The following is a 23,813-nucleotide window of genomic DNA, read 5'->3' on the forward strand; positions in this document are numbered from 1 at the left end:
ATTCTTGACTGCGGATCGTTCATGTAAATAAGTAACCCGGCGATTGTCCGGGTTTTTTCCATTCAACTTATCATCGCACCTGAAAAATAGGAGGGTTCTTTTTTGAAAATCGTAGCCATATCCGGAAGTATGAATCCGCAGTCAACGACCCGGCAAGCGGTGACCATTGTAATGAACGCAGCCGAAGAGGCAGGTGCCGAAGTAGAGTTGATCCATCTCGGCGATTGGAAGCTCCCCATCTTTGACTGTCGAACCGATGAATCTACCTATCCGGAAGCCGTTCACCGTTTCCGGGACACGATCGCTTCCGCTGATGCGTATATTATCGGCTCTCCTCAGTATCACGGCAGCTTGTCCGGCAGTCTCAAAAACGCCCTCGATTTCATCAGTGCACGGGAATTAGAGGGGAAGTTTGTCGCATTGGTCGGTACAGCCGCTGGACAGATGGGAGCCACCAACGCCCTCAACACATTGAATGAGATTTGTCGTAATCTGCATGCGTGGCCATTGCCATCCTCTCCTTCAATCCCGCAATCCTATTCCGCTTTTTTACCTGATGGTTCATTAAAAGATGCGAAGCTACAAGATCGCTTAGAAAGTCTGGGGCGCCAACTGGTACAAGTAATGGGGAACAACGGTGTACGGATGGATGTGCGATGATAAAAAGGATTTGCTTATCATCGGGTCGAAGTGCCTATGGAACCGAATGCGATCAATCCTGTGCGGTGACCAAATCGTTTCCCGTTACCATGTGAAAGTATGATATACTTTCACATGCGAAAACCTGTGGGAGACAGGATAGGGGGAAGGTTCATGCCGACGCCGAGTATGGAAGATTATTTGGAGAATATTTATAAACTGATCGAACAAAAGGGTTATGCCCGAGTTTCCGATATTGCGGAAGCGTTGGAGGTCCACCCCTCATCCGTCACCAAAATGGTGCAAAAGCTGGATGAACGCCAGTATCTCGTATATGAAAAGTATCGCGGCCTGGTGTTGACGGCAAAAGGGAAAAAGATCGGGAAGCGTTTGGTTGATCGACATGCCTTGCTGGAAGAGTTTTTACGGATCATCGGAGTGGAGGAAGATCAGATTTATACGGATGTGGAAGGGATTGAACACCATCTCAGCTGGGCTTCCATCACCAGCATCGAAACACTGGTGGAGTACTTCCGCCACAACCCGGAGCGAATCGAGGAATTGCGCGCCTTCAGAGTGGCTGACGAAATGGAGGACGTAAACCGCTAACACGATCCCATGGCCTGGAACCCCGTTGACGACTTAAACCGTCCCCGGCGTTTGATAGCCATGGGATTTCTGTTTTTACGGTGAACGTCATACATATGAAAGAATAGTGCATCCTGACTGGGGGGAGTTTTATGCACGCTGATGCGGTGTTGGAAGGAGGAGGCGTCAAAGCGTTCGGTTTGGTGGGTGCCCTGCAAGTTGCAGAAGAAAAAGGATATGAGTGGAGGCGATTGGCTGGTACTTCCGCCGGCTCCATTATCGCCTCGCTGTTGGCTGCTGGTTATCGCAGCGAAGAGCTTTACCATCTGATGTTTAAACATGATTTTTCTACATTTACTCCTGTCCTGTGGTACCATCGTATCCCGTATCTGGGCCATGGCCTTCGCTTATGGGTGAAAAAGGGGATATACCCCAATCGTCCCCTGGAAAAGTGGGTAGGAGAGTTGTTGGCCAAAAAAAATGTTTACACCTTTGCCGATCTAAAAGAGAGGGAATTATCAATCATCGCTTCCGATATCAGTGAAGGTAATCTGTTGGTATTGCCTCGGGATCTAAAGGACTACGGGATCGCGGCAGAACGGTTTCCCGTCGCTCGGGCAGTTGCCATGAGCTGTGCCATCCCTTTGTTTTTTGATCCGGTGAAATTGGTCCATCGCTCCAGCAAAAAAGTGAGTATAGTTGTGGACGGTGGTGTGTTGAGCAATTTTCCGGTCTGGTTATTTGATCAGGAACAGCCCCGTTGGCCTACCTTCGGCTTTCGTTTTTTGTCGGAGAAAGCAGGGCAGCCGCGTGAGATTGGAGGGCCGATCTCTCTGTTGCGGGCGATGTTTTTAACGATGTTGGATGCGCATGACAACCGCTACATCAAGGAACAAGACAAGGTTCGAACGATTCAGGTGCCGATAGAAGGAGTAAAGTTAACCGATTTTGATATCACTGATGAAAAGCGAAAAGCTTTGTATCAGGCGGGGATCGAGGCGGCGGAGAAGTTTTTTGACGATTGGACCTTTCGCGATTATCTGGCCAATCGTGGAATCGAGCCGTCTGTCACTTGTCACATCAATTCCAAACCGGCTGAGAGGAGACAACCGGATACCAAGGTCAAATTGTAAAGTTGCATCAAAAAATCCCAGTATGGATCACTGGGATTTTTTGATGCGGGTGGCGCTTTTTTTGTTGCCGTCGATGACGCGGAAGGGATATCGTTTTTTGGCTGCTTTTTTCTTTTTTCGTTGTGTGGAGGAACGAAGGGGTGGTCGCATTCCATTTGAACTCTTTGGATAGGTGAAGCGGATCAACCATCGTGGCGGTCTTTTATAGAGGTAAAAAATAACTCCGCCCACGATAAGCATGATCAAGACGGTGGAGGTGCGGTTGAGCAGAAGGTGAACCAAACCGATCGCGAGCAATGATAACAGGATGACACGCCAAACTTTTTGTGTATTGCTCAACATGGCGGTATCCCCCTCATTTCTTCAATGGCTATGCAAAAAGTATATCAAAGCCATTGATTTCTTCAACCTATTTTGCCCTTATAGGGATAAGCCTAAACCGTATTTTTACAGTTGATCAGCTAGAATGGGCGAGCGTGGAAGAAGGGGTTGCTTCGGCTGTTTGCTGGTCCAATTCCACCATGCGGTTAAAGGCTGCGATTGCCACTTCCACTTGGTCATCGTCGGGTTGACGGGTGGTCAGCTTTTGCAACCATAGCCCCGGATAGCCGAGATAAGTCAACACGGGTACATCCCGCACAGCATTGGTCAGACGTAACAGCTCATAGGAGAGACCGATTACAACCGGAATCAACATCAGGCGTGTCAGGATACGATCCCAGACATTGTCATAACTAAAAAAGGAGTAGATGACGACACCAACCAGAATGGTAAGGATAATAAAACTGCTTCCGCACCGATAATGAAGAGGCGACTGTTTTTGCACATTGGTGACGGTTAGTTCCAACCCTGACTCATAGGCGTTGATCACTTTATGTTCAGCACCGTGATACTGGAATAGCCGTTTTACCACCGGCGTTTGTGAGATTAGCCATAGATAAACCAGCAATAAAAATGTTTTAATGGCACCTTCGATTAAATTTTGTACAATCAGGTTGCTGACCCAGCGGTCGAATAGGATGCTGGCCAAAAAAGCGGGCAAGGCGGTAAAAATCGCTTTTCCCACAATTAAGGAGAGCACACCGACCAAGGCGACACCCAAGATCATTCCCATTTTGGAGTGAGTCGGTTCTTGTGGTTCTTCTCCTGGCTCCAGATCATAGCGATCGGAAGCGAACTGTAGGTGTTTGGACCCGGAAGCGCTCGATTCCAACAGTGCGAACAAGCCTCGGATAAACGGGATTTGCTTCAATCGTCTAAACGGGGAGTGTTGTCGTGTCACTTCATAAGTTTCGATTTCGCCGTTTTTTCTGCGGATCGCCGTCACCTGAGCCCGCTTTCCCCCAAACATGACACCTTCAATTACGGCTTGACCGCCATATGCGATTGGTTTGTCTGCCACAACTACACCACCACTCCTATTTGAGGTCATTTCAGCAATCGTTTTTTTGATTTTCTTATTGTAACATATCTCCAATCGAATCGAACGACAACTCTTTTATTTTTATGCTTATTGATTACAGAAGTGGGAACGGAGAGGCCCAGGCGAAAACGAATTCCATCCCCACCGGATTGTGATACAATGACGAAGGGAACGATGGGGGTGAGTGGGATGAAAAAGGTATTGGTTCTCCATGGTCCTAATCTCAATCGCTTAGGCAGACGTGAGCCGGATGTATACGGTCGTGAAACCCTGGAAGATGTAAACGGTCGTATCCAAAAGCGGGCGATGGAGATGGGGGTGCAAGTGGATTTTTACCAATCCAACCATGAAGGGGCATTGATCGACTGTATCCATGATGCGGAAGATTTTTATGATGCCATCATCATTAATCCGGGGGCGCTGACGCATTATAGTTATGCCTTGCGCGATGCGCTCGCATCGGTGTCCGTTCCGGCAATTGAAGTACATATATCCAATATCCATCAGCGGGAGAGCTTTCGCCATACATCCGTGATTGCACCGGTTACACGGGGCCAGATTGTCGGATTGGGGACGGCCGGCTACGAATGGGCGTTGGCAGCGCTCCCGACGGTATTGGCATGGGAAAAGGAGGAGTAGGATGAGAGCTCGCCTGGAACAGCTGCAAAAATGGCTGACAGACCGACAATGGGATGCCATTTTGGTGACCCACCCTGTCAATCGTCGTTATCTGACCGGCTTTACCGGCTCATCGGGCTGGGTGTTGATCACGCGGGAGAAGCAGTTTCTCCTTTCCGATTTTCGCTATATCGTCCAGGGAAAAGAACAAGCCCCTCTCTTTACTTTTGTAAACCATGAGGGCAAATGGTTTGAAACCGTGAACCGCCTCTGCCGTGAGGGAAATCTATCCTCATTAGCATTTGAGGAGAGCCACCTGACGTTTCAGCAGCATCGTCAATTGAAGGAGGCACTGGTAGGAGTAGAACTTCAGCCAACTTCCCATGTGGTGGAAAAACTGCGCCAGTTCAAGTCCGAGGACGAGTTGGTGCTGATGCGGCAAGCGGCTGCCATTGCCGATTCCGCCTTTGCCGAGATTTTGAAGGTGATGCGTCCTGGTGTGGCGGAGCGGGATATTGAGCTTCGGTTGGAGTTTTTGCTGCGAGAACGAGGGGCGACTTCTTCTTCCTTTGATACGATTGTGGCTTCCGGTCCCCGTTCCGCTTTGCCCCATGGTGTCGCCAGTGAGCGGGTGATGCAAAAGGGGGACTTGGTAACGTTGGACTTTGGCGCCTTGTATCAAGGGTACTGCTCCGACATTACCCGGACAGTGGTGCTAGGGCCACCTGCGGATTGGCAACAGGAGATCTACGACATTGTGCTGGAAGCACAACAACGGGCGGTAGCGGCCATCCGGCCCGGCATGACGGGTCAAGTAGCCGATGCGGTCGCTCGCGATTATATCACGGAAAAAGGGTACGGTGACCAGTTTGGCCACAGCACGGGCCATGGTCTGGGCATGGAAGTACATGAGGCACCAACCCTTTCCGCTCGTGGGAAAGCACCGTTGGAACCGGGAATGGTGGTTACGGTGGAACCGGGAATCTATCTGCCCGACCGCGGTGGTGTCCGGATCGAAGACGATGTTGTGGTAACCGCTGATGGACATGAAGTGATTACCTTTAGCAAAAAAGAGCTTATTATTCTGGATTAACCCGAGGATGGAAGGGGTTTTTGAAAGCGAAGTGCCTTTGCTGTGCTACTCAGCGGAAGCCGCCGAGGGTGGGAAAAGCGGGCTACCTGTTTGAACGACAGTGAGTTTTGCCCGCTCCCGCCTTCGGTGGCAGGAGCGGACAGTCCCCTTTTCTTTGCAAACAGCAAGAGCACGCAGTCTCAAAGATCCTTCCCCCTTCATCTGAAATATCGCAAATAAACTAGTTTACGGATTGACGTCTAATAAGGAGGAGACAGGGATGATATCCACCAACGATTTTCGTACAGGATTGACAATTGAATTGGATGGCGACGTATGGCAGGTGATGGAATTTCAGCATGTAAAACCGGGGAAAGGAGCGGCTTTTGTTCGTTCCAAATTACGCAATCTACGCAACGGAAATATTGCTGAGCGTACCTTTCGCGCCGGTGAAAAAGTGGGCCGTGCCCATGTGGAGACACGTCAAATGCAGTACCTCTACGAAAGCGGCGGCGAGCACACGTTTATGGATAATGAAACCTATGACCAGATCAATATTCCCGGCGACAAGATGGAGCGAGAGCTGAAGTTTCTCAAGGAAAACATGAATGTTCATCTGGTGCTGTATCAAGAGGAAACCTTAGGGATTGAACTGCCCAACACGGTGGAGTTGCAAGTGGTGGAAACTGATCCCGGCATTCGTGGAGATACGGCCACCGGTGGTTCGAAACCGGCCACGTTGGAAACCGGATTGGTTGTACAGGTGCCGCTTTTTATCAACCAGGGAGACCGTTTAGTGATCGACACCCGTAAAGAGGAGTATGTCTCTCGCGCGTAAGGTTTTTCGATAACCACAAATGAAAGAAGTTGGCACCCCTGAGCAGTCGCCAACCTGTACAAGGCCCGTCATGTGTAGTGACGGGCTTTTTACGGTAATAGCCAATCGAACAATTTCAGCAAAAAAGCGGTGATGCCCGCTGCCATCAATGGACCGACTGGGATTCCACGCAAGAACAGGATGCCGAAAATGGATCCTAACACCAATCCGATCATCAACTGGGGGTCCACTTTTAACAAATCCAACCCTTTGCCGTTCATATAGGTGGCAATCGCCCCGCCTGCTAAAGCGAATATTCCGGTCCAGGAAGTAAAGACCGCCCATACTTCTTTAATAGAGATCCGCCCAGTGGCGAATGGTACTAAAACGGCGATGGTTAAAAAGAGAAGACCAATCTCCAAACCGCGGCGTTCCACAGCCGGAAATAAACGCTCCAAATGGGTCAGTTTCAGGATGAGAAGAAGGCTGGCCGCTGTGGCGATAATGGGTGAACGTCCTACTATTCCGATCACAATCAAGATTACCAAGAGCAATTCCGGTTTCATGGTCATCCCCTGTCCAACTGACTTTATACTACATCTATGTTTGGATGAGGATGATTATTAAAGATTCAGTGGATAAGCCTATCTTGGCGCCAGCGTGGTACAATATCATAGCGATTGATCTGAACACAGTCGCGAATATCGTTTTGTCTACCACGGCTAATCAGTTGTCGTCCGGATCGGCTCAGTCCCAATAAGTCCGTCAGTCGATCCCGGCTGTTGCGGTAGGCGTGAAGAAGAGCTAGACCTTCGTCATCACAAGGGATAGCAGGGTCCTGCTCTTTTAGATGATGTAAAAGACATCCGGCGGCGATGCCGTCTTCCAGGGAAAATTCACCCCGTGTTCCAGCGCAGAAGAGAAGAATGTCGCGATGAAGATCCCTTGCCTTGATGGCACAAGCTTGTGCATTGAGAAAGCAGCCAATCAAAATATCGGATCCCTTGCTGGATTTCACCAAGGCGCGGGTGCCGTTGGTGGTGGTAAAAGCGATATCGCGTCCTTTAATCCGTTCTGTGGAAAAATCGGAGGGGGCATTGCCAAAATGGAATCCCTCTAAATTTTTACCATACCGTTCACCGCCGATAAGCCAGCCTTCCTTTCCATATTGGCGTGCTTTGGCCACGGTTTCCGTCGGGACGATCGAGGCGGCTCCATGGGCAAAGGCGGTTACAATACTACTGGAGGCACGGAATACATCGATGATGATCACCGTTTTATGGATTAGCGACTCGCTTTTTAACACATCGACACTAAGGACCGTCTGCACTTTCACGATGGATTCCCCCCAGGCAGCGGGGAAGGGAGAAATGAAAAAAAAGTGTCCGCACGTAGGCCCCGACGAAGCGACTCAACCGAAAGCACATCGGTAGTGGCGATGTTTCCTAGATTGGTTGAGGGACCCAACAACTGCAACAATTGAACCTGTTGAGAGTGTTGCGGACATTCCCATATGATTGACGAATGATCGATCTCTTCCCATACGTTTAACAGATATTGTGAGTCCAGTTTTCCATCGGCATCAAATATCCCCACATTTTTTCCCGATTCACGTCCTTCGATGATCACATACTCGGCACCCGCCTTACGATCACGGTAAAATCCTTCAATCAGCTGTTTGATGGGTGTGATCGATCCTTTTTCCTTTTTCCCAATCTCTGTAATCACGCGAAATCCGTCATTACGGGCGGTTTGAATCGCTTGGATGCGCTGCTCTTCCGTCAAGGGAATCGTCCCGTCGGAAATCTCAATCCATTTAAAGCCGATTGAATCAAGGATCTCCAGATAAGGTTTGATTGTGCCTTGTTGTTGATAGGCGACTTCAAAAAACGTTCCACCCGGGTAGAGGTGGATATCAGATTCCTGAGCCAGACGCAGTTTTTCCGTCAACACTGGAATCGGCGTTAAAGCGATGGTGCCAAAACCCAGTTTAATAAAATCGATATAAGCGCCTGCCAGTAGTAATAGATCCTGAAACACTCCTAATCCCAATCCTTTATCAATCACCATCGTTAAACCACAGGATCGTGGTTTTTCCGTGCGTTGTCGCGTTGGATCTTTTAATTCTTCGCTCCAAAAAAGGGAACTGGAATCCATTCGTGATTCCCTCGCTTTCCGGTGATCGCTTTTCACCCTATCGTATGCGGGGGAATCGGGACGGGTGCCCGTTTCCTTGAAGCGGTTTACACATGAGACCAGGGTGGAAACTCAGGAAGGACGCAGATTGGTTTTATGCAGGAACAATCGGCTTTGTCCATCCTTTCCTCGCAGCCGTTCCGGTTGACGAATCGCCCACATCGCCAATAAGCCATGGATGAGTGCCAGGGCTGCACATCCTAAAAATAACCACAGCTTTGCATCGGCAAGAGTGCCGAAGATGGGTGGTCCCAATGCTACCCCTAAAAAGCGAACACTGTTGTATAGCGAGGTGACAATCCCCCGCTCCTTTGATCCAACGGCGGAAGTGATCAGCGTATTGAGGCAGGGAAGGATCAACCCGGTACCCGTTCCGATGATAACCAGTATCACAAGCAACAAATACGTGTTAGAAATAAAAGGGACAAATGCCATTCCAAGGGCGACGATAAAAAGGCCCAGCACAATCAGCTTTTTCATTAATTGCGTTTTTTGTTTAATGGAACGGCCCGTAAGAAACGAAGTGGTACACATCGCCAATAGCGGTATGGCCAAGATAGCTCCCTTCAATACCCCTTCCACTCCATACCGTTTTTCCAGCAGATCGGATAAGAAAAACAATACACCAAACAGGATAAATAAGCTGGCGGCTCCCGCCAAGAAGGCTACTAGCAACCATCTTCCTTGCCGTTTCCACGTTTTTAATAAATGATCCCGATACTGAGACAACGGTTGGGGTTGTTGCTGTTTATTGGATTCTTTTACTACAAACCATATTCCCAGCGCGATCGGAATACAGAGTACAGGAAAGAAAAAGAAAAGGGACCACCAGGTAATTAAGGCTAATAGTGATCCCAGGATGGGACTGATCACTTTTCCCATCCCGTTGGCGGCTTCGGTGATACCTAAGGCTTTGCTCCGTTCCGACTTTTGATAAAGGTCGCTAACTAACGCCATGGCAATCGGGGCCGTCCCCGCTGCGCCCATCCCTTGTAGAATGCGGCCTGCCAGCATAAGCCAAAAGATGCCCCCACCCCAGATGGCGGCGATCCCAGTTAGTAACCCTCCCGCCCCATAAATGAGAAGGGAGATGGCAATAATAATTCGCCGTCCTAAGCGATCGGATAAAATACCGGCAAAGGGTATCGCGATTCCAGCTCCTACTGAAAACAGTGTGATCAGCAAACTGACTTGAAATTTGCTTACGTCCATTTTGGACTGAATGGTAGGTAGGACTGGGATCAACATAGAATTGCCCAATACCATAATGATGGGTACTGCGCTGATAATACTTAACACCAGAATTCCGGTTTTAGGCTTTGAGCCCTGGGTATCGACTTGCTCCACCGCCATTATTTTGCCACCTCGATTGTGATGATTTCTTTTTAAGCTTTCCCGAAGGATTACACCGGGTATACGCCCAACTGATTGCGGTGAGACTACGACTAATCCAACTGGGAAGGGACGGGGTTTCTTTGGAACATCATACCGATCGATTACGTCGTGATTTGGCCTTTATCCAAGGGTTGATGGAAGGAAATAGCGAGTGGGGAAAACGGCCGGAAAGTACTGTTTTAAAAAAGATGCTCGCAGTTCTGGACGAGCTGGCAGAAGAAAACGAACAACTTCAACTTCGTTTAAGCGAATTGGAGGAGTATGTAGAAGCGGTTGATGAGGATCTGAATGAGCTGGAATTGATTTTATATGATGAAGAGCAAAGAGGGGATGAAGAAGAAGAGGATGTGGGTTACTGGGAAATGGAATGTCCGTATTGTCATCAGCAAGTTTTGATCGATGATGAATACCTGGGTGATGAGGAAGTCGATATCGTTTGTCCCCAATGTGAACGGGGCTTACTGGCTGACGATCAGGGGGAACAGTCGGAAGACCAAAGCGTCGTTCAACAGTAACAGCGGATCGAATGATACAAAAACTACCAAAAAAGGTGGATCTCTCTCGAGATCCACCTTTTTTGGGCCAAGGGTCATAAAGATTGTCCCTGTGCCATATCCATTAGGTAAACCTGGCATGGACAGGAGGTGTGTATCATGTCTTCCCCTGTGTGGGATGTGCTCCCCCTCTCGATTCGTGAAATGCTAGAGTTACTGCCACGCTCAGTTTATACACGGCTGGAGGAAGTTCGAATTCGGGAGGGACGTCCTTTGGAAGTGATCACACCGGAACGTTCTTGGTTTTTAGGGAGGTCTGGTTTGGAGCGTGGGGTGGAACAAGCTTATATCCCCAGCAAGGAAGATTGCACCAAGATACTTAACCTGATCAGTCATCACTCCCTCTATGCGCTGGAGGAGGAACTGCGCCGGGGCTATGTCACCATCGAAGGAGGCCATCGCATCGGTTTGGTGGGTCCGGCTGTAGTGGAGGGAGGGCGTGTACGACGCTTACGTTCCATTTCTGGGTTTAACCTGCGGATCGCCCGGGAGGTGCGTGGGGCAGCGCGCGAGGTGATGCCGTATCTTTTTCGTGACGGGCGCCTTTTTAATACCTTGATCGTCTCACCACCCCAATGCGGAAAAACGACGCTGCTGCGCGATCTTGTTCGAATCGTGAGTGAAGGGGAAGGAAATATCCCTTCTTACAAGGTGGGAGTGGTGGACGAGCGCTCGGAGATCGCTGGTTGTGTAGAAGGAGTACCCCAACATGATGTAGGTCCTCGCACCGATGTACTGGATGCTTGTCCCAAGGCGGAGGGGATGATGATGATGATCCGCTCGATGTCGCCGGAATTGCTGGTTGTAGACGAAATCGGGCGGCAGGAAGACGGAGATGCTGTGTTTGAAGCGATGCATGCAGGTGTCGCTCTTTTTACCACCGCTCACGGTCGTTCCTTGGAAGAGGTATCCCGCAGGCCCACTCTTTCTCGTCTTCTACGCGAAGGCGCCTTTGATCGGGTCGTTCTTCTTAGTCGAAAAAACGGGCCTGGAACATTAGAGGGAATTTTTGATCAATCGTTACATCGATTGCAGCGGTTAGGCAAAGGGGTGCCGGCGCGATGATTAAGCTTCTCGGGGCCGCTTTTATCCTATTTGCCACTTCTGCGGCCGGATTCCTCACTGCGAAGCGCTTCAAAGACCGTCCACGCCAAATTCGGCAACTTCGTGCGGCTCTTTCGCTGTTACAGACGGAGATAACCTATGGTTCACGCCGTCTGGATCAGGTTTGTGCTCATATTGCTCAGCGAGAAGCGGCGCCGATCGGGAGCTTGTTCGGTTGGGCGGGCGAGTATATGGAGCGATTGGATGGCGCCTCCACCTTTGAATGTTGGCGCCGGGCGGTAACACAGACATGGCCGCACACCGTTTTGAAGGAAACGGAAAAACAGATTTTGCTCGACTTTGGTAAAACCCTCGGGATTTCCGATCGAGAAGATCAATTGCAAAATTTGCGCCGCGCACAAACGGCTCTGGAAGGGGAGGAGGCACTCGCTCGGGATGAACAGGAGCGATATGAAAAAATGTGCCGTAGTTTAGGCGTGTTGACCGGAGCCTTAATCGTCATCCTGATCTATTAGGTGGGGGGAGACATCGATGCCTTACAATGTGGATGCCATATTTCAGATCGCAGGGATCGGGATTATCGTCGCCATGATGCACACGGTTCTCAAGCAAATGGGAAAAGAGGACTATGCCCATTGGGTCACGCTGATCGGATTTATCGTGGTGCTGTTCATGGTGGTGATGTTGGTTCAAGATCTGTTCCAAACCATTAAACGCGTATTTTTATTCCAGTAAGGTAAGGGGGCGGTCCACTTGGAAATTCTCCAGGTGGTGGGTTTGGGCCTGATCGCTACCTTTTTGATACTGGTCATCAAAGAGCAGAAACCGGTCTTTGCTTTTCTGTTGGCCACCTTCACCGGAGTTGTGATCTTTCTCGCCTTGATCGGTAAGATTGCCGATGTACTCCATATATTGACGCGTCTAGCAGAACAGGCCCGGGTTAACACCATGTTCCTGGAGACTATCCTTAAAATTATCGGCATCGCCTATATCGCCGAATTTGGCGCGCAAGTGACGCGGGATGCGGGACAGGGTTCCATCGCCTCCAAAATTGAGTTGGCGGGAAAGATTTTAATCATGGTTATGGCGATTCCCATCATCACGATGTTGATTGAAACAGTGGTTCAAATTCTTCCCTCGTAAGGATGGTTTTCATGCCCAACCAGATGCGGTGGGTCTTCTGCCTTTTCTTGTTTTTTCTGCTCCCGTTACCTGCTGTCGCCGCTGAGGACGGCACGTTGGAAGAGAAAGTGATTCGCACTCAACTCGACCAATTACAGACTGAGGAAGTAGAGTCCTTTTGGCAGGAATTGCGGGAGGAATACGGTCAGTTCCTTCCGCGGGAACAACCGAGTGACATCTTTCAATGGGTGATAACGAGAGAAGGCGGATGGGGTCTGACGGATTGGATCAAAGCATTGGCCGCTTATATGTTTCACGAAGTACTGATCAACGGGAGACTACTGGGGACCATTATCGTTCTCACCGTATTTAGCATGATTCTGCGCACCTTACAGACGGCCTTTGAGAGTAATCAAGTGAGCAAAGTCGCTTATGCCATCGCTTTTATGGTGATTATCATCCTGGCGGTGGACAGTTTCTCCATCGCCGTGGAATCAGCTAAGGGCGCCATCGGCAGAATGGTTCATCTGATGTTGGCACTCATCCCCTTGGTGTTAACATTGTTGGCCTCCATGGGCAATTTCGGCTCGGTGGGAATGTTTCACCCCATGATTGTGTTGATGATCCACCTCATCGGAACTGTGATCCATACGGTAGTGTTCCCGCTTCTGTTTTGCTCGGCGATTTTGGGGATTATCAGCGCCCTGTCGGAAAAATACAAGGTAAACCAGTTGGCCAACCTGTTGCGCAAGGTGAGCGTCGGTCTGTTGGGTACATTGTTGACGGTTTTTCTCGGCGTTATCTCGGTCCAAGGAGCGACTGCAGCTGTCACCGACGGTGTGACCATCCGCACAGCCAAATATATTACCGGCAACTTTGTCCCAGTGGTCGGGCGGATGTTTTCCGATGCGGCGGACACCGTGGTAGGAGCGTCACTCTTAGTGAAAAATGCGGTTGGGATGGCCGGGGTACTTATCCTATTGGTTACAATCGCATTTCCCGCGCTAAAGATCCTGTCGCTCTCCCTGGTTTACAGCTTTTCGGCGGCGGTGATGCAACCCCTGGGCAATAATCCGATCATCGAGTGTCTCAACATCATTTCCCGCACGTTGATGTATGTGTTTGCCGCCCTTGCTACTGTCGGCTTGATGTTTTTTCTCGCCATCACCATCATCGTTGCGGCGGGCAACTTGTCGGTTATGATCCGGTAGTGAAGGGGGATCCGCCGTGATCGCGTGGTTGAGTGATTGGTTAAAACAGATTGTGATGTTGGTACTGATCGCCACTTTTTTGGATCTCCTGCTGCCCAATAACGCCTTGGATCGATATGTCAAATTGGTGATGGGACTGTTGATTATCCTGGCGATGTTGTCTCCTGTTCTCAATCTTTTGCAGACGGATTGGGATATCACTGATTTTAAGTTTGAGCCCAGCCAGCAGCAGGAAGAAGCGATGGATCCCTTGGACCGGATTCAACAGGAGGGCAATTCGCTGGCAAATAGCCGCGAGGGTATGGTGCGGGAACAGGTGGAACAAGAGTTGGCAGAGCAGATCGATTCCGAAATTACCGAGCGGTTCAAACTAAAAGTGGCGATGATCAACGTCAAAATTCAAGTCAACGATGAGGGAGCGACTGACGGGGTTGAAAAGGTAGAGATGACCCTTTATCCCGCAGAAGCAGAAGAGGGCCGTCGGCAAATGGATGCGGTAAATGAAGTGGATCCGGTGATCGTCGATCTGGAAGAGAAGCAGGAGGATCGCGTTGTAAAACAGGGGCAGGAAGATGGACAGAGTGCTGAGGTCGCCGCATTTGTGGCGGAAAAATGGGAAATTCCTGCCGATCGAATCGATGTGACAGTGGAAGAAGGCCCTTGAGGGGGGATCCAGTTGTTGAAACGGTTATTGGACCGGATGGAACAATCCTTGGGAGGAGGGGAGCAGGGAACGAAAAAAGTGGGAGCGTTTCGGTGGCTGATCATTATCGGTTGCCTGGGAGTTGCGCTGATGATTCTTTCCTCCTTTTTCTCCGTTCACGATGATGTTTTGCCGCAGGAGATGCCCTCGGTGCAGAAAGAGGATAAGGAAGCGGAGACTACATGGAAAAACAAAAAAAACGACGCCATGACGATGAAGGATTATGAATCCATGTATGCCAGCGAATTGGCCGATGTGCTGGGCAAGGTGGTAGGTGTAGATGATGTGTCTGTGCTGGTTAACCTGGAATCGTCAGAAGAAGAGGTGGTAGAGAAGGATGTGCGCCGAAATGAACAGGTAACAGATGAAGAAGACCCCAGAGGGGGAAACCGCCGTATTCAAGAGAGCAGCAAAGATGAAAAGGTGGTGTTGCAACGAGGGGAAGACGGTGATATTCCGATTGTCGTCAAAAAAATGAAGCCAAAGGTAAGAGGGGTGCTGGTTGTCGCCAAAGGGGCTGAAAATTTACAGGTGAAAGCGGCGATCATCGAAGCAATCCAGCGGGTCCTGGATGTACCGGTCCATCGTATATCCGTTTTGCCAAAAGGTTAAAAAAGGAGGGTGTCAAATGAACATGAATAAACAGACGGTATGGTTGGTTACCATGCTGACCTTGATGGTGGTGCTGTCGGCGTATTATATTGTGACCGGTCCGGTGGAGCCGGCAACGGTCAATGATGATCCAGCTACAGAGGCCAAAGTGAAGACGGAAGAAAAGGATCAACCGGCGGATTCCAATGAAAAAGGAAAAGAGGATGAAGAAGCCGTCTCCAAGGAAGCCGAAAGCGATTATTTTGTTGGATATCAACTACAGCGCAATTCGTTGCGTTCCAAGATGACCGAGGAGTATATGCAGGTGTTAACCGATCCGGAAGCCTCTGACAATAAAGTGTCAGAAGCCCGCGCAAAAATTGACGAGCTGATGAAAGTGGATAAATCGGAGTCGGTGATGGAAGATTTGATCCGAGAAGAAGGGTTCCGCGATGCGGTGGTGATCACTAATGAAAACGATTTTGTTGATGTTATCGTACAAGCGGAGAAGATGACTGATGAACAAGTGGTAAAATTGATCAGCATGGTGAAACAACATATGGATGTTCCCGCTCATCATGTATCCATCGCTCACCGGGGTTAATCCGATAGAAGTGGGTGGCCGACGGTTTCGTCGGCTTTTTGATTTGGAAATGAGTATTTTGTAAATGTTCGAATAAGACATATATTTTCGTTTGGGTATGGTAGAATGGACATGGTAGATGCTAATAACAGTTTTTTTCGTTTGAAAATGAAAAATTTTTTCTAATATTTTTTTAACATTTTAATAAATATAAAGGAATACCTTGTTGCTTTCCCTTTTATAGAGGGGTGTTTTTCGCTGTGAAGAGAGTAACATTGATTCCTTTGGACGGACAACGTAAAATGAACATAGGTTTTTTTGTTTCCTGGGATAGAATCGTACAAGAGCGAAACATTGAAACAATCATTGAAGGAGTGGACGAGAGTGCCTTTGAAAATGCATGAAATCCGGGAACTGATTCGATTAGTGGACGAATCGCAAGTGGAAGAGTTTGAGTTGGACAATGATGGGACAAAAATTGTAATCAAGAAGAAGGGGGAACGTTTGGCCGAGTCTGCGATCCAGGTTGTACAAAAACCAGCCCCCGCACTGGAACCGGTTTCCGCGCCTGCTGTTGCTCCGGTCCCCGCTCCGGTACAAACTCCGAATGAACCTGCGATTGAACAGGTAGAGGATGAAGCGGGTCTGCATCCGATTGTGTCGCCGATGGTGGGAACGTTTTACCGTGCCCCGTCTCCCGATGCAAGCCCTTATGTGGATAAAGGAAGTCGGGTGGAGGAAAAATCAGTTGTCTGCATCGTTGAGGCGATGAAGTTGATGAATGAGATTGAGGCGGAAGTGAAGGGCGAGGTTGTAAAAATTTTAGTGGAGAACGGACAGCTGGTGGAATACGGCCAACCGCTGTTTTTGGTTAAGCCGGATTGAGGGTTGTAAAGGAGAGAAATCATGTTTAATAAAGTATTAATCGCCAACCGCGGCGAAATCGCCGTTCGAGTGATTCGTGCTTGTCGCGAATTGGGGATCACCAGTGTGGCTGTTTATTCCGAAGCGGATCGGGACGCCCTTCATGTTACTTTGGCCGATGAAGCATACTGTATTGGCCCCGCCCCGGGAAAAGAAAGTTACCTCAACATGACTAACTTGATGAGTGTAGCGACATTGGTGGAGGCGGATGCCATTCATCCCGGTTACGGCTTTCTGGCGGAAAATGCCGATTTCGCTGAGTTATGCGCTGCATGCAACATCACTTTTATCGGTCCAAAACCGCAGGCCATCCTACGTATGGGAGATAAGACGACGGCCCGTGATACCATGAAGGATGCAGGGGTACCGGTGGTACCGGGGACGGAAGGGGTGATCGAAGATGTGACGGAAGCGGTGGAAACCGCCCGTGAGATCGGCTTTCCGGTCATCGTCAAGGCAACCGCCGGCGGCGGTGGCAAAGGGATGCGCGTTGTCCACAGTGAGAATGAATTGAAGCGGGCCGTATTGACGGCACAGCAGGAAGCGGAAGCCAACTTTGGTAACCCCGGTGTCTATCTGGAGAAATATCTAGTGGAACCCCGCCATATCGAGATTCAAGTGCTGGCGGATCAGCACGGCAATACCATTCATCTGGGGGAACGGGATTGCTCCATTCAGCGCCGCTACCAAAAACTGATTGAGGAAGCACCCTCACCGGCGTTGGACCCAGATCTGCGTGAACGGATGGGACAAGCGGCTGTGGCTGCCGCGGAAGCGGTTCAATACGCAGGGGCTGGAACAGTAGAGTTTCTTCTGGATAAAGAGGGTCACTTTTATTTCATGGAAATGAATACCCGCATTCAGGTGGAACATCCGGTGACGGAGCTGGTAACCGGTGTGGATCTGGTAAAAGAACAGATCTTGGTGGCTGCCGGAAATCCGCTCAGCATCTCACAGGAAGATGTGGTGATCGACGGTCATTCGATCGAATGTCGTATCAATGCCGAAAATCCGGACCGCAATTTTATGCCTACACCGGGTGAAATTCAATTTTATTTGCCGCCTGGAGGATTAGGGGTGCGAGTAGACAGCGCCGTTTACCAGGGATATCGCATTCCACCCTACTATGATTCGATGATCGCCAAATTGATTGTATGGGGGAAGGATCGACCGGAAGCGATTCGGCGAATGAAGCGGGCTTTGGCTGAATTTGCGGTTGAGGGAATCAGCACCACAATCCCGTTCCATTTGAAGCTGTTAAACAACCGCAAGTTTAACGAAGGAGATTTTCATATTCAGTTCCTGGAAAAAACCAACCTTGATGAGGAGGATTAACGGTATGGCAGAAGAAGCCAACGAAACACTGCAAACCGATATGGGCACAGTAGAAATCGCCCCGGAAGTGATACAGATTATCGGCGGTTTAGCCGCTGTACAAGTGGACGGTGTAGCCGGGACCAGCGGTGGCGTCGTCGACGATATCAATCAGATTTTGCGCCGAAAAAATCCAAAGCACGGCATCAAAGTGGAATTGGGAGAGGAATTGGAGATTGCTGTTTCGATTGCCGTTCACTTTGGCTATCATCTACCCGATGTCGCCGTCGAGGTGCAGCGACAGGTGAAAGAAGCGATTGAATCGATGACCGGATTGGTTGTAGGCAAAGTGTTGGTACGGGTAGTTGAAGTGAAAATTGCCGGGGAAATGGAGGGCTCGCCAAAGACGGACCACCACCAGCGGGTGAAATAACCGAATACCACCGGGAAGGGGAAATCAGGGAATGAATGCGCACCACCGGCTTCTGCTGCTGATCTTTAGCCTCATTTTGCTGGTTGTATCAGGGGTGGGAGCCCTGATCACGATCGATGTCGGCATTGGTAAAAAGGAGACCGTCACCCGGTGGATGGACACAGTATACGCCGATCCCCAGATCCGTTGGCCCGTTCTGGTTATCAGTTTGCTGTTGATACTATTTACATTGCATACGATCATCCAACTGTCACAAAACCGGGATCAAGAGACGGGCGTGGATCGAATGACTGAGTTTGGTCATATCCGCGTATCGCTAAAAACATTGGAAAACCTCGCATTGCAGGCGGGAAACAATATCAAAGGAATTCACAACCTATCCGCTCGCGTCAAGCACGATGTGACGCATTCCTCTGTGGGGATCGGGTTAAAATTGACAGTGGACGGGGATATACCGATCCAAGTTCTGTCTGAACAACTGCAACAGACAGTGAAGACGCATGTGGAAGAGATTGCAGGAGTCAATGTCAATAAAATTTCTGTTTACATAGCGGACACTGTCCAACCGGATCGAACCCCGGTTCGCATCGATTGAGAGGTGCACCAACATGGAACGCATATGGGATACCCATCGCGGACGGTTGATCGGCCTGGTGATCGGTGTGGTACTTGGACTCATTTATCTGATTGTTGGTTTTTGGAAAACGGTTGCTTTTGGGATGTTTGTTCTTGTCGGTTTTCTAATCGGTCAGCAGTGGGATGACCGAGATGGATTGAAGGAAATGTTGGAGTCGATCAATCCAGGGAAATGGTTGAGAAAACGATGATCCCAGCCCTTTCGGCTCGGGATTTTTTTTGAAGGGAGGATTATGATGTCCAGACGGAAAGCGCGGGAACGAGCATTACAAACCTTGTATCAATTGCAGCTGAATAAACAGGATGAGGAACAATTGATGCGCCGGGAGGAGCGTCGCTTGTCTTCACAGGTAGATGAATCCGATCGGGACTTTTTTGCTCGGTTGGTACGCGGGGTGAGTGAAAACAAAGAGCAATTGGATCAACGCATCGAAGGGTATTTAAAAAAGGATTGGAGCATGTCGCGTTTATCGATCGTTGATCAAACGGTCTTACGCATAGCGGTGTATGAATTGTTATATGAACCGAGTGTGCCGGAAAAGGTGACCTTAAACGAAGCGGTTGAGTTGGCGAAAACCTTTAGCGGAGATGATTCCCCCAAGTTTATCAACGGAGTGCTAGCCAGTTTGCTCCGAAAAAATGATGAAGGAGAAAATCTCTAAAATCGAACGATATCCATGATGAAAACAATAACGTTCGTCTATTTCTTTACAGTGTGGAAGACAAAGGGTAAACTGGGGGCGTAGAATTTTTCATGGGAAAGGGACGATCATGGTGAGCAGGGGAGAAATCATCGACGGAAAAGGGATGGCGGCAGAAATTCGCCTTGAACTAAAAGAGAAAACGGAAACATTGGTGCAACAAGGAGTCCGTCCTGGGCTGGCAGTGGTTTTGGTGGGGGAGGATTCCGCCTCACAAACCTATGTCCGCGGGAAAATCAAGGCTTGCAATGAAGTGGGAGTCTATTCGGAGCTGATCCAATTGCCGGAGGATACCTCAGAGAAGGCACTGTTGGCTCGGATTGACCAACTAAATCAGGATCAGTCAATCCACGGTATTTTGGTGCAGTTACCATTGCCAGCACAAATCTCCCCTGATCGGGTCATTGCTGCGATTGATCCGGAAAAGGATGTAGATGGATTTCATCCGATTCAAGCGGGACGGTTATTGACGGGGTTGGATGCCTATCTGCCCTGTACCCCTCACGGCATTCTCCGAATGTTGAAGCGGTCGGGTATTGCACTGGAGGGAAAGCATGCGGTGGTGGTAGGCCGTTCTAACATTGTGGGTAAGCCTGTCTCCCTGCTGTTGCAGCGGGAGAACGCGACGGTAACCATGTGCCATTCGCGCACCCGTGAGTTGTCTTCTTACACACGACAGGCGGATATTTTAGTGGCGGCGGTGGGCCGTTATCATATGATCGGGGCCGAGCATGTAAAAGAAGGAGCGGTGGTGATCGATGTCGGCATGAACCGTTCTCCTGAAGGGAAATTAGCGGGGGATGTCGATTTTGAAGCGGTTCGTCCGCTTGTATCTCATATCACTCCCGTGCCGGGTGGGGTGGGACCGATGACCATCGCCATGTTGTTGTACAATACCGTGCAATCGGCGCAAAGGGTTGCATCTTTGACCTGATGGGAGGTGTCCCGCTTTGGAAACAAGGCAACATCAGAGCGTTACCCAACTTATTCAGTACCTGGGCCTTGTACTCGATCAGGATGAATGGTTATCCCGGGTTTGGGTGCAAGGGGAGATCTCCAACTTTAAACATCATGCCCGGGGGCATATGTATTTTACCTTAAAGGACGAACAGACCCGCATCCGAGCGGTGATGTTCGCTGGACACAACCGACGTCTCCGCTTTCGCCCCAAGGACGGGGACGATGTGCTGGTACGGGGACGGGTGGCTGTCTATGAGCGGGATGGGCAAGTCCAACTGTATATCAGCTCCATGCAGCCCAAAGGAATCGGTGACCGCTTTTTGGCATTTCAAGAGCTGAAGGAAAAGTTGGATGAAGAAGGACTTTTCTCCCCCTTGTTTAAACAAGCGCTCCCCTTTTTGCCCAGTCGGGTGGGGGTGATTACATCGGCGCAAGGGGCGGCGGTTCGCGATATCATCACCACTATTCGTCGCCGCAGCCCGATTATCGATGTTTTGTTGTATCCCGTCGCCGTTCAGGGAGAGGAAGCGGCTTTTCGCATTGCAGCCGCCTTAGATGAGATCAATCGCCAAGGAGAAGTAGATGTAATCATCGTCGGTCGGGGTGGCGGTTCCTGGGAGGAGCTGTGGGCGTTCAATGAAGAGGAAGTAGCGCGGGCGATTCATCAATCGCGGATTCCAATCGTATCCGCGGTAGGCCATGAGACGGACACAACGATTGCCGATTATGTTGCCGATGTGCGGGCGGCCACTCCGACGGCGGCGGCGGAATTGGTGGTTCCCCTTTACGATGAGCTTTGTCACCGCATGCACACCTTACATCAACGTTTACAACGAGTGCAACAGCAGCGGTTGCAAGGGGCGCGAGCGGATTGGAACCGTTTGCTGCGGCGTAGGGTGTTGCAACGTCCCGGTGCACAGCTGGAACGGCTTGAGCAGCGTTTGGATGAGTGGACCGAGGACCTGATCCGCTCCATGTATGTTCGTTTTCCCGGTTGGCGTCATCGTTTGGAACGGTTGCAGTCCCGGCTTTTTTCGCACCATCCTACCTACCGCTTGACTGCCTATCGTGAACGGTTGGAACAATGGACGCAACAAGGGTATCACCAGATGGATAAGCAGTTGATCGCCAACAGAAACCGATGGCTGCGACGGGTGGACCGATTGGATGCCATTAGTCCGCTTAAAGTAATGCGCCGAGGCTACTCCTTGGTTTTTCGCCATGGGGATAAAAAGCTGGTTAAAAGTACCCGCCAAATAGATCCCGGCGATCTTATCCAGATTCGACTCGCCGATGGACGCTTAAAATGTCAGGTGTGGGGAAAGGAGGAATACAACCATGACGGAGAAAAATCCGAACCATGACCTTCCCTTTGAAGAGGCGATGAAAAAGTTGGAAGAGGTAGTGGAACGCTTGGAGAGCGGTGATGTTCCCTTGGAGGAGTCAATCCGTCTATTCGAGGAAGGGATGCGGCTGTCCCGCTTATGTGGCGATAAGCTAGACCGCATGGAGCAGCAGGTGGAGATGTTGGTTCAAGAAAATGGGGCTTGGGTAAAAAAGCCCTTTGACCCCGAGGAGGGGAAGGACTGAGTGGAAACGATACAATCGTATTTAAAGCAACGGGCACAGTTGATCGAAGCGGCAATGGAACAAGATTTAAAAACGATGTCCGGTGTACCTGAAACGCTGCATGATGCAATGCGATATTCCCTGCTGGCAGGCGGGAAGCGGCTACGCCCTATTTTGGTGTTGGCTTCCGCAGCGGCTGTTGGGGGAAAAGAGGAAGAGGCATTGCCCTTTGCCTGTGCAGTTGAAATGATTCATACATATTCTCTTATCCATGATGATTTGCCATCGATGGATGATGACGATTTTCGGCGTGGCCGCCCGACCAACCATAAAGTGTTTGGGGAAGCGATGGCGATTCTGGCCGGTGACGCACTGTTGACGCGGGCCTTTGGGATCATTGCGCAGGGAGCGACTCACACTGGCCTCGATCCGGCTCAGGCCCTTGCACTAATCGTCGAAGGATCGGCGCGGGCAGGGGCAGAGGGAATGGTAGGGGGACAGGTAAAAGATATCCAAGCGGAAAAACGATCGGTTTCCTTGGAAGAGTTGCAAGATATCCATCGTTCTAAAACTGGTGATCTGATCACCTATTCCGTCCGTTTAGGTGCGGGTGTTGCCGGTGCTACCGGAGAGAAGCTGGAAGCGTTGACCGGCTTTGCAGAACGGTTAGGGTTGGCCTTTCAGATTCAGGACGATGTATTGGATGTGATTGGCGATCAGGCAACCATTGGTAAACCGGTGGGTAGTGATGAATCCAAACATAAATCTACGTATCCGGCGTTGTTGGGCTTGGAAGAATCGCGAGCTTGGGTCCATCGTTTGGTGGTGGAAGCAAAGGATCTGTTGTCTTCGGTGCATGGCATTGACGGAACGAGATTGACGGAAATCGCCGATTATCTGACTGAGAGGGACCGTTAGAAGAAGGTTCGTATTCTTCCTTTCGTTGTCGCTTTTTACATGGTTGTGATATAATAAGCCCAATGTTGGGATGGCACAGTATTCTAGTCGACTCACCTCCTCTGAAGGCGGGGCTAAAAATCCGCTAAAGGGCACATCGATGAAGTTCTTGGTGTTGGCTTCTGACGCCCAGTCGGGGGTTGATGCTGAGAGTTAAGGGGGAAGGGCGATCCACAAGGGCATGTGGGCGTTGACCCTCCCCCCGTGGAGACCCAAGTGCGTGGCTATGGCGTCACCGAACGCCGGCGACGGCTTGGGGTAGAAACCTGCATGCGGGCGTGGGGACCTGGTGTGCAGCGTAGCCTGCCTTGAGTGGTATTGCGGGGATTCGGATCTTCCGTTGAAAGCAATGCTGCAAAAGAGACTAGGGGGAAGGAAAGAGTTGCTGAGGAAAACTCCTAGACTGAATGCGTAAGGCATGGCGAATCGGGGATTGAAGTGCGGACTAAGTGGTAATCCAGTCCGGCTGTTGGTGACACGTCGAGAGAAGGGTAAAGGGAAACCGCCCCGACGGCGACGATGGGGTCTCTTCTCTGGGAAAACCTACTGGACCTAAGCCGCAATATTTACCCGGTTTGTTGCCATCCCACTATATTCTTGTGTAAATAA

Annotated in this window: 31 protein-coding genes; 25 read left to right on the forward strand and 6 right to left on the reverse strand. The window is 50.1% G+C overall.

What is annotated here, in order from left to right; translation table 11 throughout:
* Positions 1-102: 102 nt before the first annotated feature.
* From C8J48_RS05310 to C8J48_RS05320, 3 genes are all read left to right on the forward strand, one after another.
* Positions 103-660, forward strand: a complete 558-nt coding sequence (locus C8J48_RS05310) for an NADPH-dependent FMN reductase (protein WP_107725302.1) — start codon at positions 103-105, stop codon at positions 658-660.
* A gap of 153 nt (positions 661-813) precedes the next feature.
* Positions 814-1,248: a transcriptional regulator MntR gene (mntR, locus tag C8J48_RS05315; protein ID WP_107725303.1), complete on the forward strand. Its 435-nt coding sequence runs from the start codon at positions 814-816 to the stop codon at positions 1,246-1,248.
* A gap of 131 nt (positions 1,249-1,379) precedes the next feature.
* Positions 1,380-2,360 carry a patatin-like phospholipase family protein gene (locus C8J48_RS05320; protein ID WP_107725304.1) on the forward strand — a complete coding sequence of 327 codons (981 nt, stop codon included), beginning with the start codon at positions 1,380-1,382 and terminating at the stop codon, positions 2,358-2,360.
* Positions 2,361-2,387: 27 nt separating this feature from the next.
* On the opposite strand, the gene C8J48_RS05325 is transcribed toward C8J48_RS05320, so the two are convergent.
* Together C8J48_RS05325 and C8J48_RS05330 are read right to left on the reverse strand one after the other, a co-directional pair.
* Complete coding sequence (locus C8J48_RS05325) at positions 2,388-2,702, reverse strand: hypothetical protein (protein WP_107725305.1); 315 nt, start codon at positions 2,700-2,702, stop codon at positions 2,388-2,390.
* A gap of 115 nt (positions 2,703-2,817) precedes the next feature.
* Positions 2,818-3,792: a DUF1385 domain-containing protein gene (locus C8J48_RS05330; RefSeq protein WP_107727592.1), complete on the reverse strand. Its 975-nt coding sequence runs from the start codon at positions 3,790-3,792 to the stop codon at positions 2,818-2,820.
* Between the two features lie 180 nt (positions 3,793-3,972).
* Here C8J48_RS05330 and aroQ point away from each other — a divergent pair, with 180 nt between their 5' ends.
* From aroQ to efp, 3 genes are all read left to right on the forward strand, one after another.
* Positions 3,973-4,422 carry a type II 3-dehydroquinate dehydratase gene (aroQ, locus tag C8J48_RS05335; protein WP_107725306.1) on the forward strand — a complete coding sequence of 150 codons (450 nt, stop codon included), beginning with the start codon at positions 3,973-3,975 and terminating at the stop codon, positions 4,420-4,422.
* Between the two features lies 1 nt (position 4,423).
* A complete protein-coding gene (locus C8J48_RS05340; RefSeq protein WP_107725307.1) occupies positions 4,424-5,494 on the forward strand; it encodes a M24 family metallopeptidase in 1,071 nt (356 codons plus the stop codon).
* Between the two features lie 259 nt (positions 5,495-5,753).
* On the forward strand, positions 5,754-6,311 hold the full coding sequence (efp, locus tag C8J48_RS05345; protein WP_107725308.1) for an elongation factor P: 558 nt from the start codon (positions 5,754-5,756) through the stop codon (positions 6,309-6,311).
* 89 nt (positions 6,312-6,400) lie between these two features.
* On the opposite strand, the gene C8J48_RS05350 is transcribed toward efp, so the two are convergent.
* The 4 genes from C8J48_RS05350 to C8J48_RS05365 form a co-directional block, all read right to left on the reverse strand.
* Positions 6,401-6,856, reverse strand: a complete 456-nt coding sequence (locus C8J48_RS05350) for a DUF441 domain-containing protein (RefSeq protein ID WP_107725309.1) — start codon at positions 6,854-6,856, stop codon at positions 6,401-6,403.
* Between the two features lie 65 nt (positions 6,857-6,921).
* Positions 6,922-7,626: a 2-phosphosulfolactate phosphatase gene (locus tag C8J48_RS05355; protein ID WP_170105193.1), complete on the reverse strand. Its 705-nt coding sequence runs from the start codon at positions 7,624-7,626 to the stop codon at positions 6,922-6,924.
* Positions 7,623-8,447 carry a phosphosulfolactate synthase gene (comA, locus tag C8J48_RS05360; RefSeq protein ID WP_107725311.1) on the reverse strand — a complete coding sequence of 275 codons (825 nt, stop codon included), beginning with the start codon at positions 8,445-8,447 and terminating at the stop codon, positions 7,623-7,625. Before comA ends, C8J48_RS05355 begins: the two co-directional genes overlap by 4 nt.
* 111 nt (positions 8,448-8,558) lie before the next feature.
* Positions 8,559-9,839 carry an MFS transporter gene (locus C8J48_RS05365; protein WP_107725312.1) on the reverse strand — a complete coding sequence of 427 codons (1,281 nt, stop codon included), beginning with the start codon at positions 9,837-9,839 and terminating at the stop codon, positions 8,559-8,561.
* Between the two features lie 122 nt (positions 9,840-9,961).
* On the opposite strand from C8J48_RS05365, the gene C8J48_RS05370 reads away from it, so the two are divergent.
* From C8J48_RS05370 to C8J48_RS05460, 19 genes are all read left to right on the forward strand, one after another.
* A complete protein-coding gene (locus tag C8J48_RS05370; protein ID WP_107725313.1) occupies positions 9,962-10,396 on the forward strand; it encodes a CD1247 N-terminal domain-containing protein in 435 nt (144 codons plus the stop codon).
* Positions 10,397-10,534: 138 nt separating this feature from the next.
* Positions 10,535-11,500, forward strand: coding sequence for a stage III sporulation protein AA (gene spoIIIAA, locus C8J48_RS05375; RefSeq protein WP_107725314.1), 966 nt, complete (start codon positions 10,535-10,537; stop codon positions 11,498-11,500).
* On the forward strand, positions 11,497-12,015 hold the full coding sequence (gene spoIIIAB, locus C8J48_RS05380; protein WP_107725315.1) for a stage III sporulation protein SpoIIIAB: 519 nt from the start codon (positions 11,497-11,499) through the stop codon (positions 12,013-12,015). The genes spoIIIAA and spoIIIAB overlap by 4 nt, the downstream gene beginning before the upstream one ends.
* A gap of 16 nt (positions 12,016-12,031) precedes the next feature.
* Positions 12,032-12,235 (forward strand): stage III sporulation protein AC, encoded by a 204-nt coding sequence (gene spoIIIAC, locus C8J48_RS05385; protein WP_107725316.1) that lies wholly within the window; start codon positions 12,032-12,034, stop codon positions 12,233-12,235.
* 18 nt (positions 12,236-12,253) lie between these two features.
* Positions 12,254-12,643, forward strand: a complete 390-nt coding sequence (gene spoIIIAD / locus C8J48_RS05390; protein WP_107725317.1) for a stage III sporulation protein AD — start codon at positions 12,254-12,256, stop codon at positions 12,641-12,643.
* 11 nt (positions 12,644-12,654) lie between these two features.
* The gene (gene spoIIIAE, locus C8J48_RS05395; protein ID WP_107725318.1) at positions 12,655-13,833 is read left to right on the forward strand and encodes a stage III sporulation protein AE; all 1,179 of its coding nucleotides are present in this window, start codon (positions 12,655-12,657) and stop codon (positions 13,831-13,833) included.
* Between the two features lie 16 nt (positions 13,834-13,849).
* A complete protein-coding gene (spoIIIAF, locus tag C8J48_RS05400) occupies positions 13,850-14,497 on the forward strand; it encodes a stage III sporulation protein AF (protein WP_107725319.1) in 648 nt (215 codons plus the stop codon).
* Positions 14,498-14,509: 12 nt separating this feature from the next.
* On the forward strand, positions 14,510-15,148 hold the full coding sequence (spoIIIAG, locus tag C8J48_RS05405; RefSeq protein ID WP_107725320.1) for a stage III sporulation protein AG: 639 nt from the start codon (positions 14,510-14,512) through the stop codon (positions 15,146-15,148).
* Between the two features lie 16 nt (positions 15,149-15,164).
* The gene (locus tag C8J48_RS05410) at positions 15,165-15,731 is read left to right on the forward strand and encodes a SpoIIIAH-like family protein (protein ID WP_107725321.1); all 567 of its coding nucleotides are present in this window, start codon (positions 15,165-15,167) and stop codon (positions 15,729-15,731) included.
* Positions 15,732-16,106: 375 nt separating this feature from the next.
* Positions 16,107-16,595, forward strand: a complete 489-nt coding sequence (gene accB, locus C8J48_RS05415; protein WP_211316636.1) for an acetyl-CoA carboxylase biotin carboxyl carrier protein — start codon at positions 16,107-16,109, stop codon at positions 16,593-16,595.
* Between the two features lie 21 nt (positions 16,596-16,616).
* A complete protein-coding gene (gene accC, locus C8J48_RS05420; RefSeq protein ID WP_107725322.1) occupies positions 16,617-17,969 on the forward strand; it encodes an acetyl-CoA carboxylase biotin carboxylase subunit in 1,353 nt (450 codons plus the stop codon).
* 4 nt (positions 17,970-17,973) lie between these two features.
* Entirely contained in the window at positions 17,974-18,381 is a 408-nt protein-coding gene (locus C8J48_RS05425; protein ID WP_107725323.1) for an Asp23/Gls24 family envelope stress response protein, read from the forward strand.
* Between the two features lie 31 nt (positions 18,382-18,412).
* Positions 18,413-18,976, forward strand: coding sequence for an alkaline shock response membrane anchor protein AmaP (amaP, locus tag C8J48_RS05430; RefSeq protein ID WP_107725324.1), 564 nt, complete (start codon positions 18,413-18,415; stop codon positions 18,974-18,976).
* Positions 18,977-18,989: 13 nt separating this feature from the next.
* A complete protein-coding gene (locus C8J48_RS05435) occupies positions 18,990-19,208 on the forward strand; it encodes a DUF2273 domain-containing protein (protein ID WP_107725325.1) in 219 nt (72 codons plus the stop codon).
* Positions 19,209-19,253: 45 nt separating this feature from the next.
* The gene (gene nusB / locus C8J48_RS05440; RefSeq protein ID WP_107725326.1) at positions 19,254-19,679 is read left to right on the forward strand and encodes a transcription antitermination factor NusB; all 426 of its coding nucleotides are present in this window, start codon (positions 19,254-19,256) and stop codon (positions 19,677-19,679) included.
* A 112-nt stretch (positions 19,680-19,791) separates the two neighbouring features.
* Entirely contained in the window at positions 19,792-20,652 is an 861-nt protein-coding gene (folD, locus tag C8J48_RS05445) for a bifunctional methylenetetrahydrofolate dehydrogenase/methenyltetrahydrofolate cyclohydrolase FolD (RefSeq protein ID WP_281261187.1), read from the forward strand.
* A 16-nt stretch (positions 20,653-20,668) separates the two neighbouring features.
* Positions 20,669-22,042: an exodeoxyribonuclease VII large subunit gene (gene xseA, locus C8J48_RS05450; RefSeq protein ID WP_107725328.1), complete on the forward strand. Its 1,374-nt coding sequence runs from the start codon at positions 20,669-20,671 to the stop codon at positions 22,040-22,042.
* Positions 22,017-22,268: an exodeoxyribonuclease VII small subunit gene (gene xseB / locus C8J48_RS05455; RefSeq protein ID WP_107725329.1), complete on the forward strand. Its 252-nt coding sequence runs from the start codon at positions 22,017-22,019 to the stop codon at positions 22,266-22,268. Before xseA ends, xseB begins: the two co-directional genes overlap by 26 nt.
* On the forward strand, positions 22,269-23,165 hold the full coding sequence (locus tag C8J48_RS05460) for a polyprenyl synthetase family protein (protein ID WP_107725330.1): 897 nt from the start codon (positions 22,269-22,271) through the stop codon (positions 23,163-23,165).
* Positions 23,166-23,813 lie beyond the last annotated feature (648 nt).

This window comes from Desmospora activa DSM 45169 (genome assembly GCF_003046315.1).
Classification (GTDB): domain Bacteria; phylum Bacillota; class Bacilli; order Thermoactinomycetales; family DSM-45169; genus Desmospora; species Desmospora activa.

What these genes read in the sequence shown, in the direction of transcription:
- accC (WP_107725322.1), top strand. Translation starts at nt 16,617, where the DNA reads ATGTTTAATAAAGTATTAATCGCCAACCGCGGCGAAATCGCCGTTCGA.
- C8J48_RS05365 (WP_107725312.1), bottom strand. Translation starts at nt 9,839, where the DNA reads ATGGCGGTGGAGCAAGTCGATACCCAGGGCTCAAAGCCTAAAACCGGA.
- xseB (WP_107725329.1), top strand. Translation starts at nt 22,017, where the DNA reads ATGACGGAGAAAAATCCGAACCATGACCTTCCCTTTGAAGAGGCGATG.
- accB (WP_211316636.1), top strand. Translation starts at nt 16,107, where the DNA reads ATGCATGAAATCCGGGAACTGATTCGATTAGTGGACGAATCGCAAGTG.
- comA (WP_107725311.1), bottom strand. Translation starts at nt 8,447, where the DNA reads ATGGATTCCAGTTCCCTTTTTTGGAGCGAAGAATTAAAAGATCCAACG.
- mntR (WP_107725303.1), top strand. Translation starts at nt 814, where the DNA reads ATGCCGACGCCGAGTATGGAAGATTATTTGGAGAATATTTATAAACTG.
- aroQ (WP_107725306.1), top strand. Translation starts at nt 3,973, where the DNA reads ATGAAAAAGGTATTGGTTCTCCATGGTCCTAATCTCAATCGCTTAGGC.
- C8J48_RS05340 (WP_107725307.1), top strand. Translation starts at nt 4,424, where the DNA reads ATGAGAGCTCGCCTGGAACAGCTGCAAAAATGGCTGACAGACCGACAA.
- C8J48_RS05330 (WP_107727592.1), bottom strand. Translation starts at nt 3,792, where the DNA reads ATGACCTCAAATAGGAGTGGTGGTGTAGTTGTGGCAGACAAACCAATC.
- spoIIIAB (WP_107725315.1), top strand. Translation starts at nt 11,497, where the DNA reads ATGATTAAGCTTCTCGGGGCCGCTTTTATCCTATTTGCCACTTCTGCG.
- C8J48_RS05435 (WP_107725325.1), top strand. Translation starts at nt 18,990, where the DNA reads ATGGAACGCATATGGGATACCCATCGCGGACGGTTGATCGGCCTGGTG.
- amaP (WP_107725324.1), top strand. Translation starts at nt 18,413, where the DNA reads ATGAATGCGCACCACCGGCTTCTGCTGCTGATCTTTAGCCTCATTTTG.
- C8J48_RS05425 (WP_107725323.1), top strand. Translation starts at nt 17,974, where the DNA reads ATGGCAGAAGAAGCCAACGAAACACTGCAAACCGATATGGGCACAGTA.
- nusB (WP_107725326.1), top strand. Translation starts at nt 19,254, where the DNA reads ATGTCCAGACGGAAAGCGCGGGAACGAGCATTACAAACCTTGTATCAA.
- C8J48_RS05350 (WP_107725309.1), bottom strand. Translation starts at nt 6,856, where the DNA reads ATGAAACCGGAATTGCTCTTGGTAATCTTGATTGTGATCGGAATAGTA.
- spoIIIAE (WP_107725318.1), top strand. Translation starts at nt 12,655, where the DNA reads ATGCCCAACCAGATGCGGTGGGTCTTCTGCCTTTTCTTGTTTTTTCTG.
- C8J48_RS05320 (WP_107725304.1), top strand. Translation starts at nt 1,380, where the DNA reads ATGCACGCTGATGCGGTGTTGGAAGGAGGAGGCGTCAAAGCGTTCGGT.
- efp (WP_107725308.1), top strand. Translation starts at nt 5,754, where the DNA reads ATGATATCCACCAACGATTTTCGTACAGGATTGACAATTGAATTGGAT.
- spoIIIAC (WP_107725316.1), top strand. Translation starts at nt 12,032, where the DNA reads ATGCCTTACAATGTGGATGCCATATTTCAGATCGCAGGGATCGGGATT.
- spoIIIAA (WP_107725314.1), top strand. Translation starts at nt 10,535, where the DNA reads ATGTCTTCCCCTGTGTGGGATGTGCTCCCCCTCTCGATTCGTGAAATG.
- C8J48_RS05410 (WP_107725321.1), top strand. Translation starts at nt 15,165, where the DNA reads ATGAACATGAATAAACAGACGGTATGGTTGGTTACCATGCTGACCTTG.
- C8J48_RS05325 (WP_107725305.1), bottom strand. Translation starts at nt 2,702, where the DNA reads ATGTTGAGCAATACACAAAAAGTTTGGCGTGTCATCCTGTTATCATTG.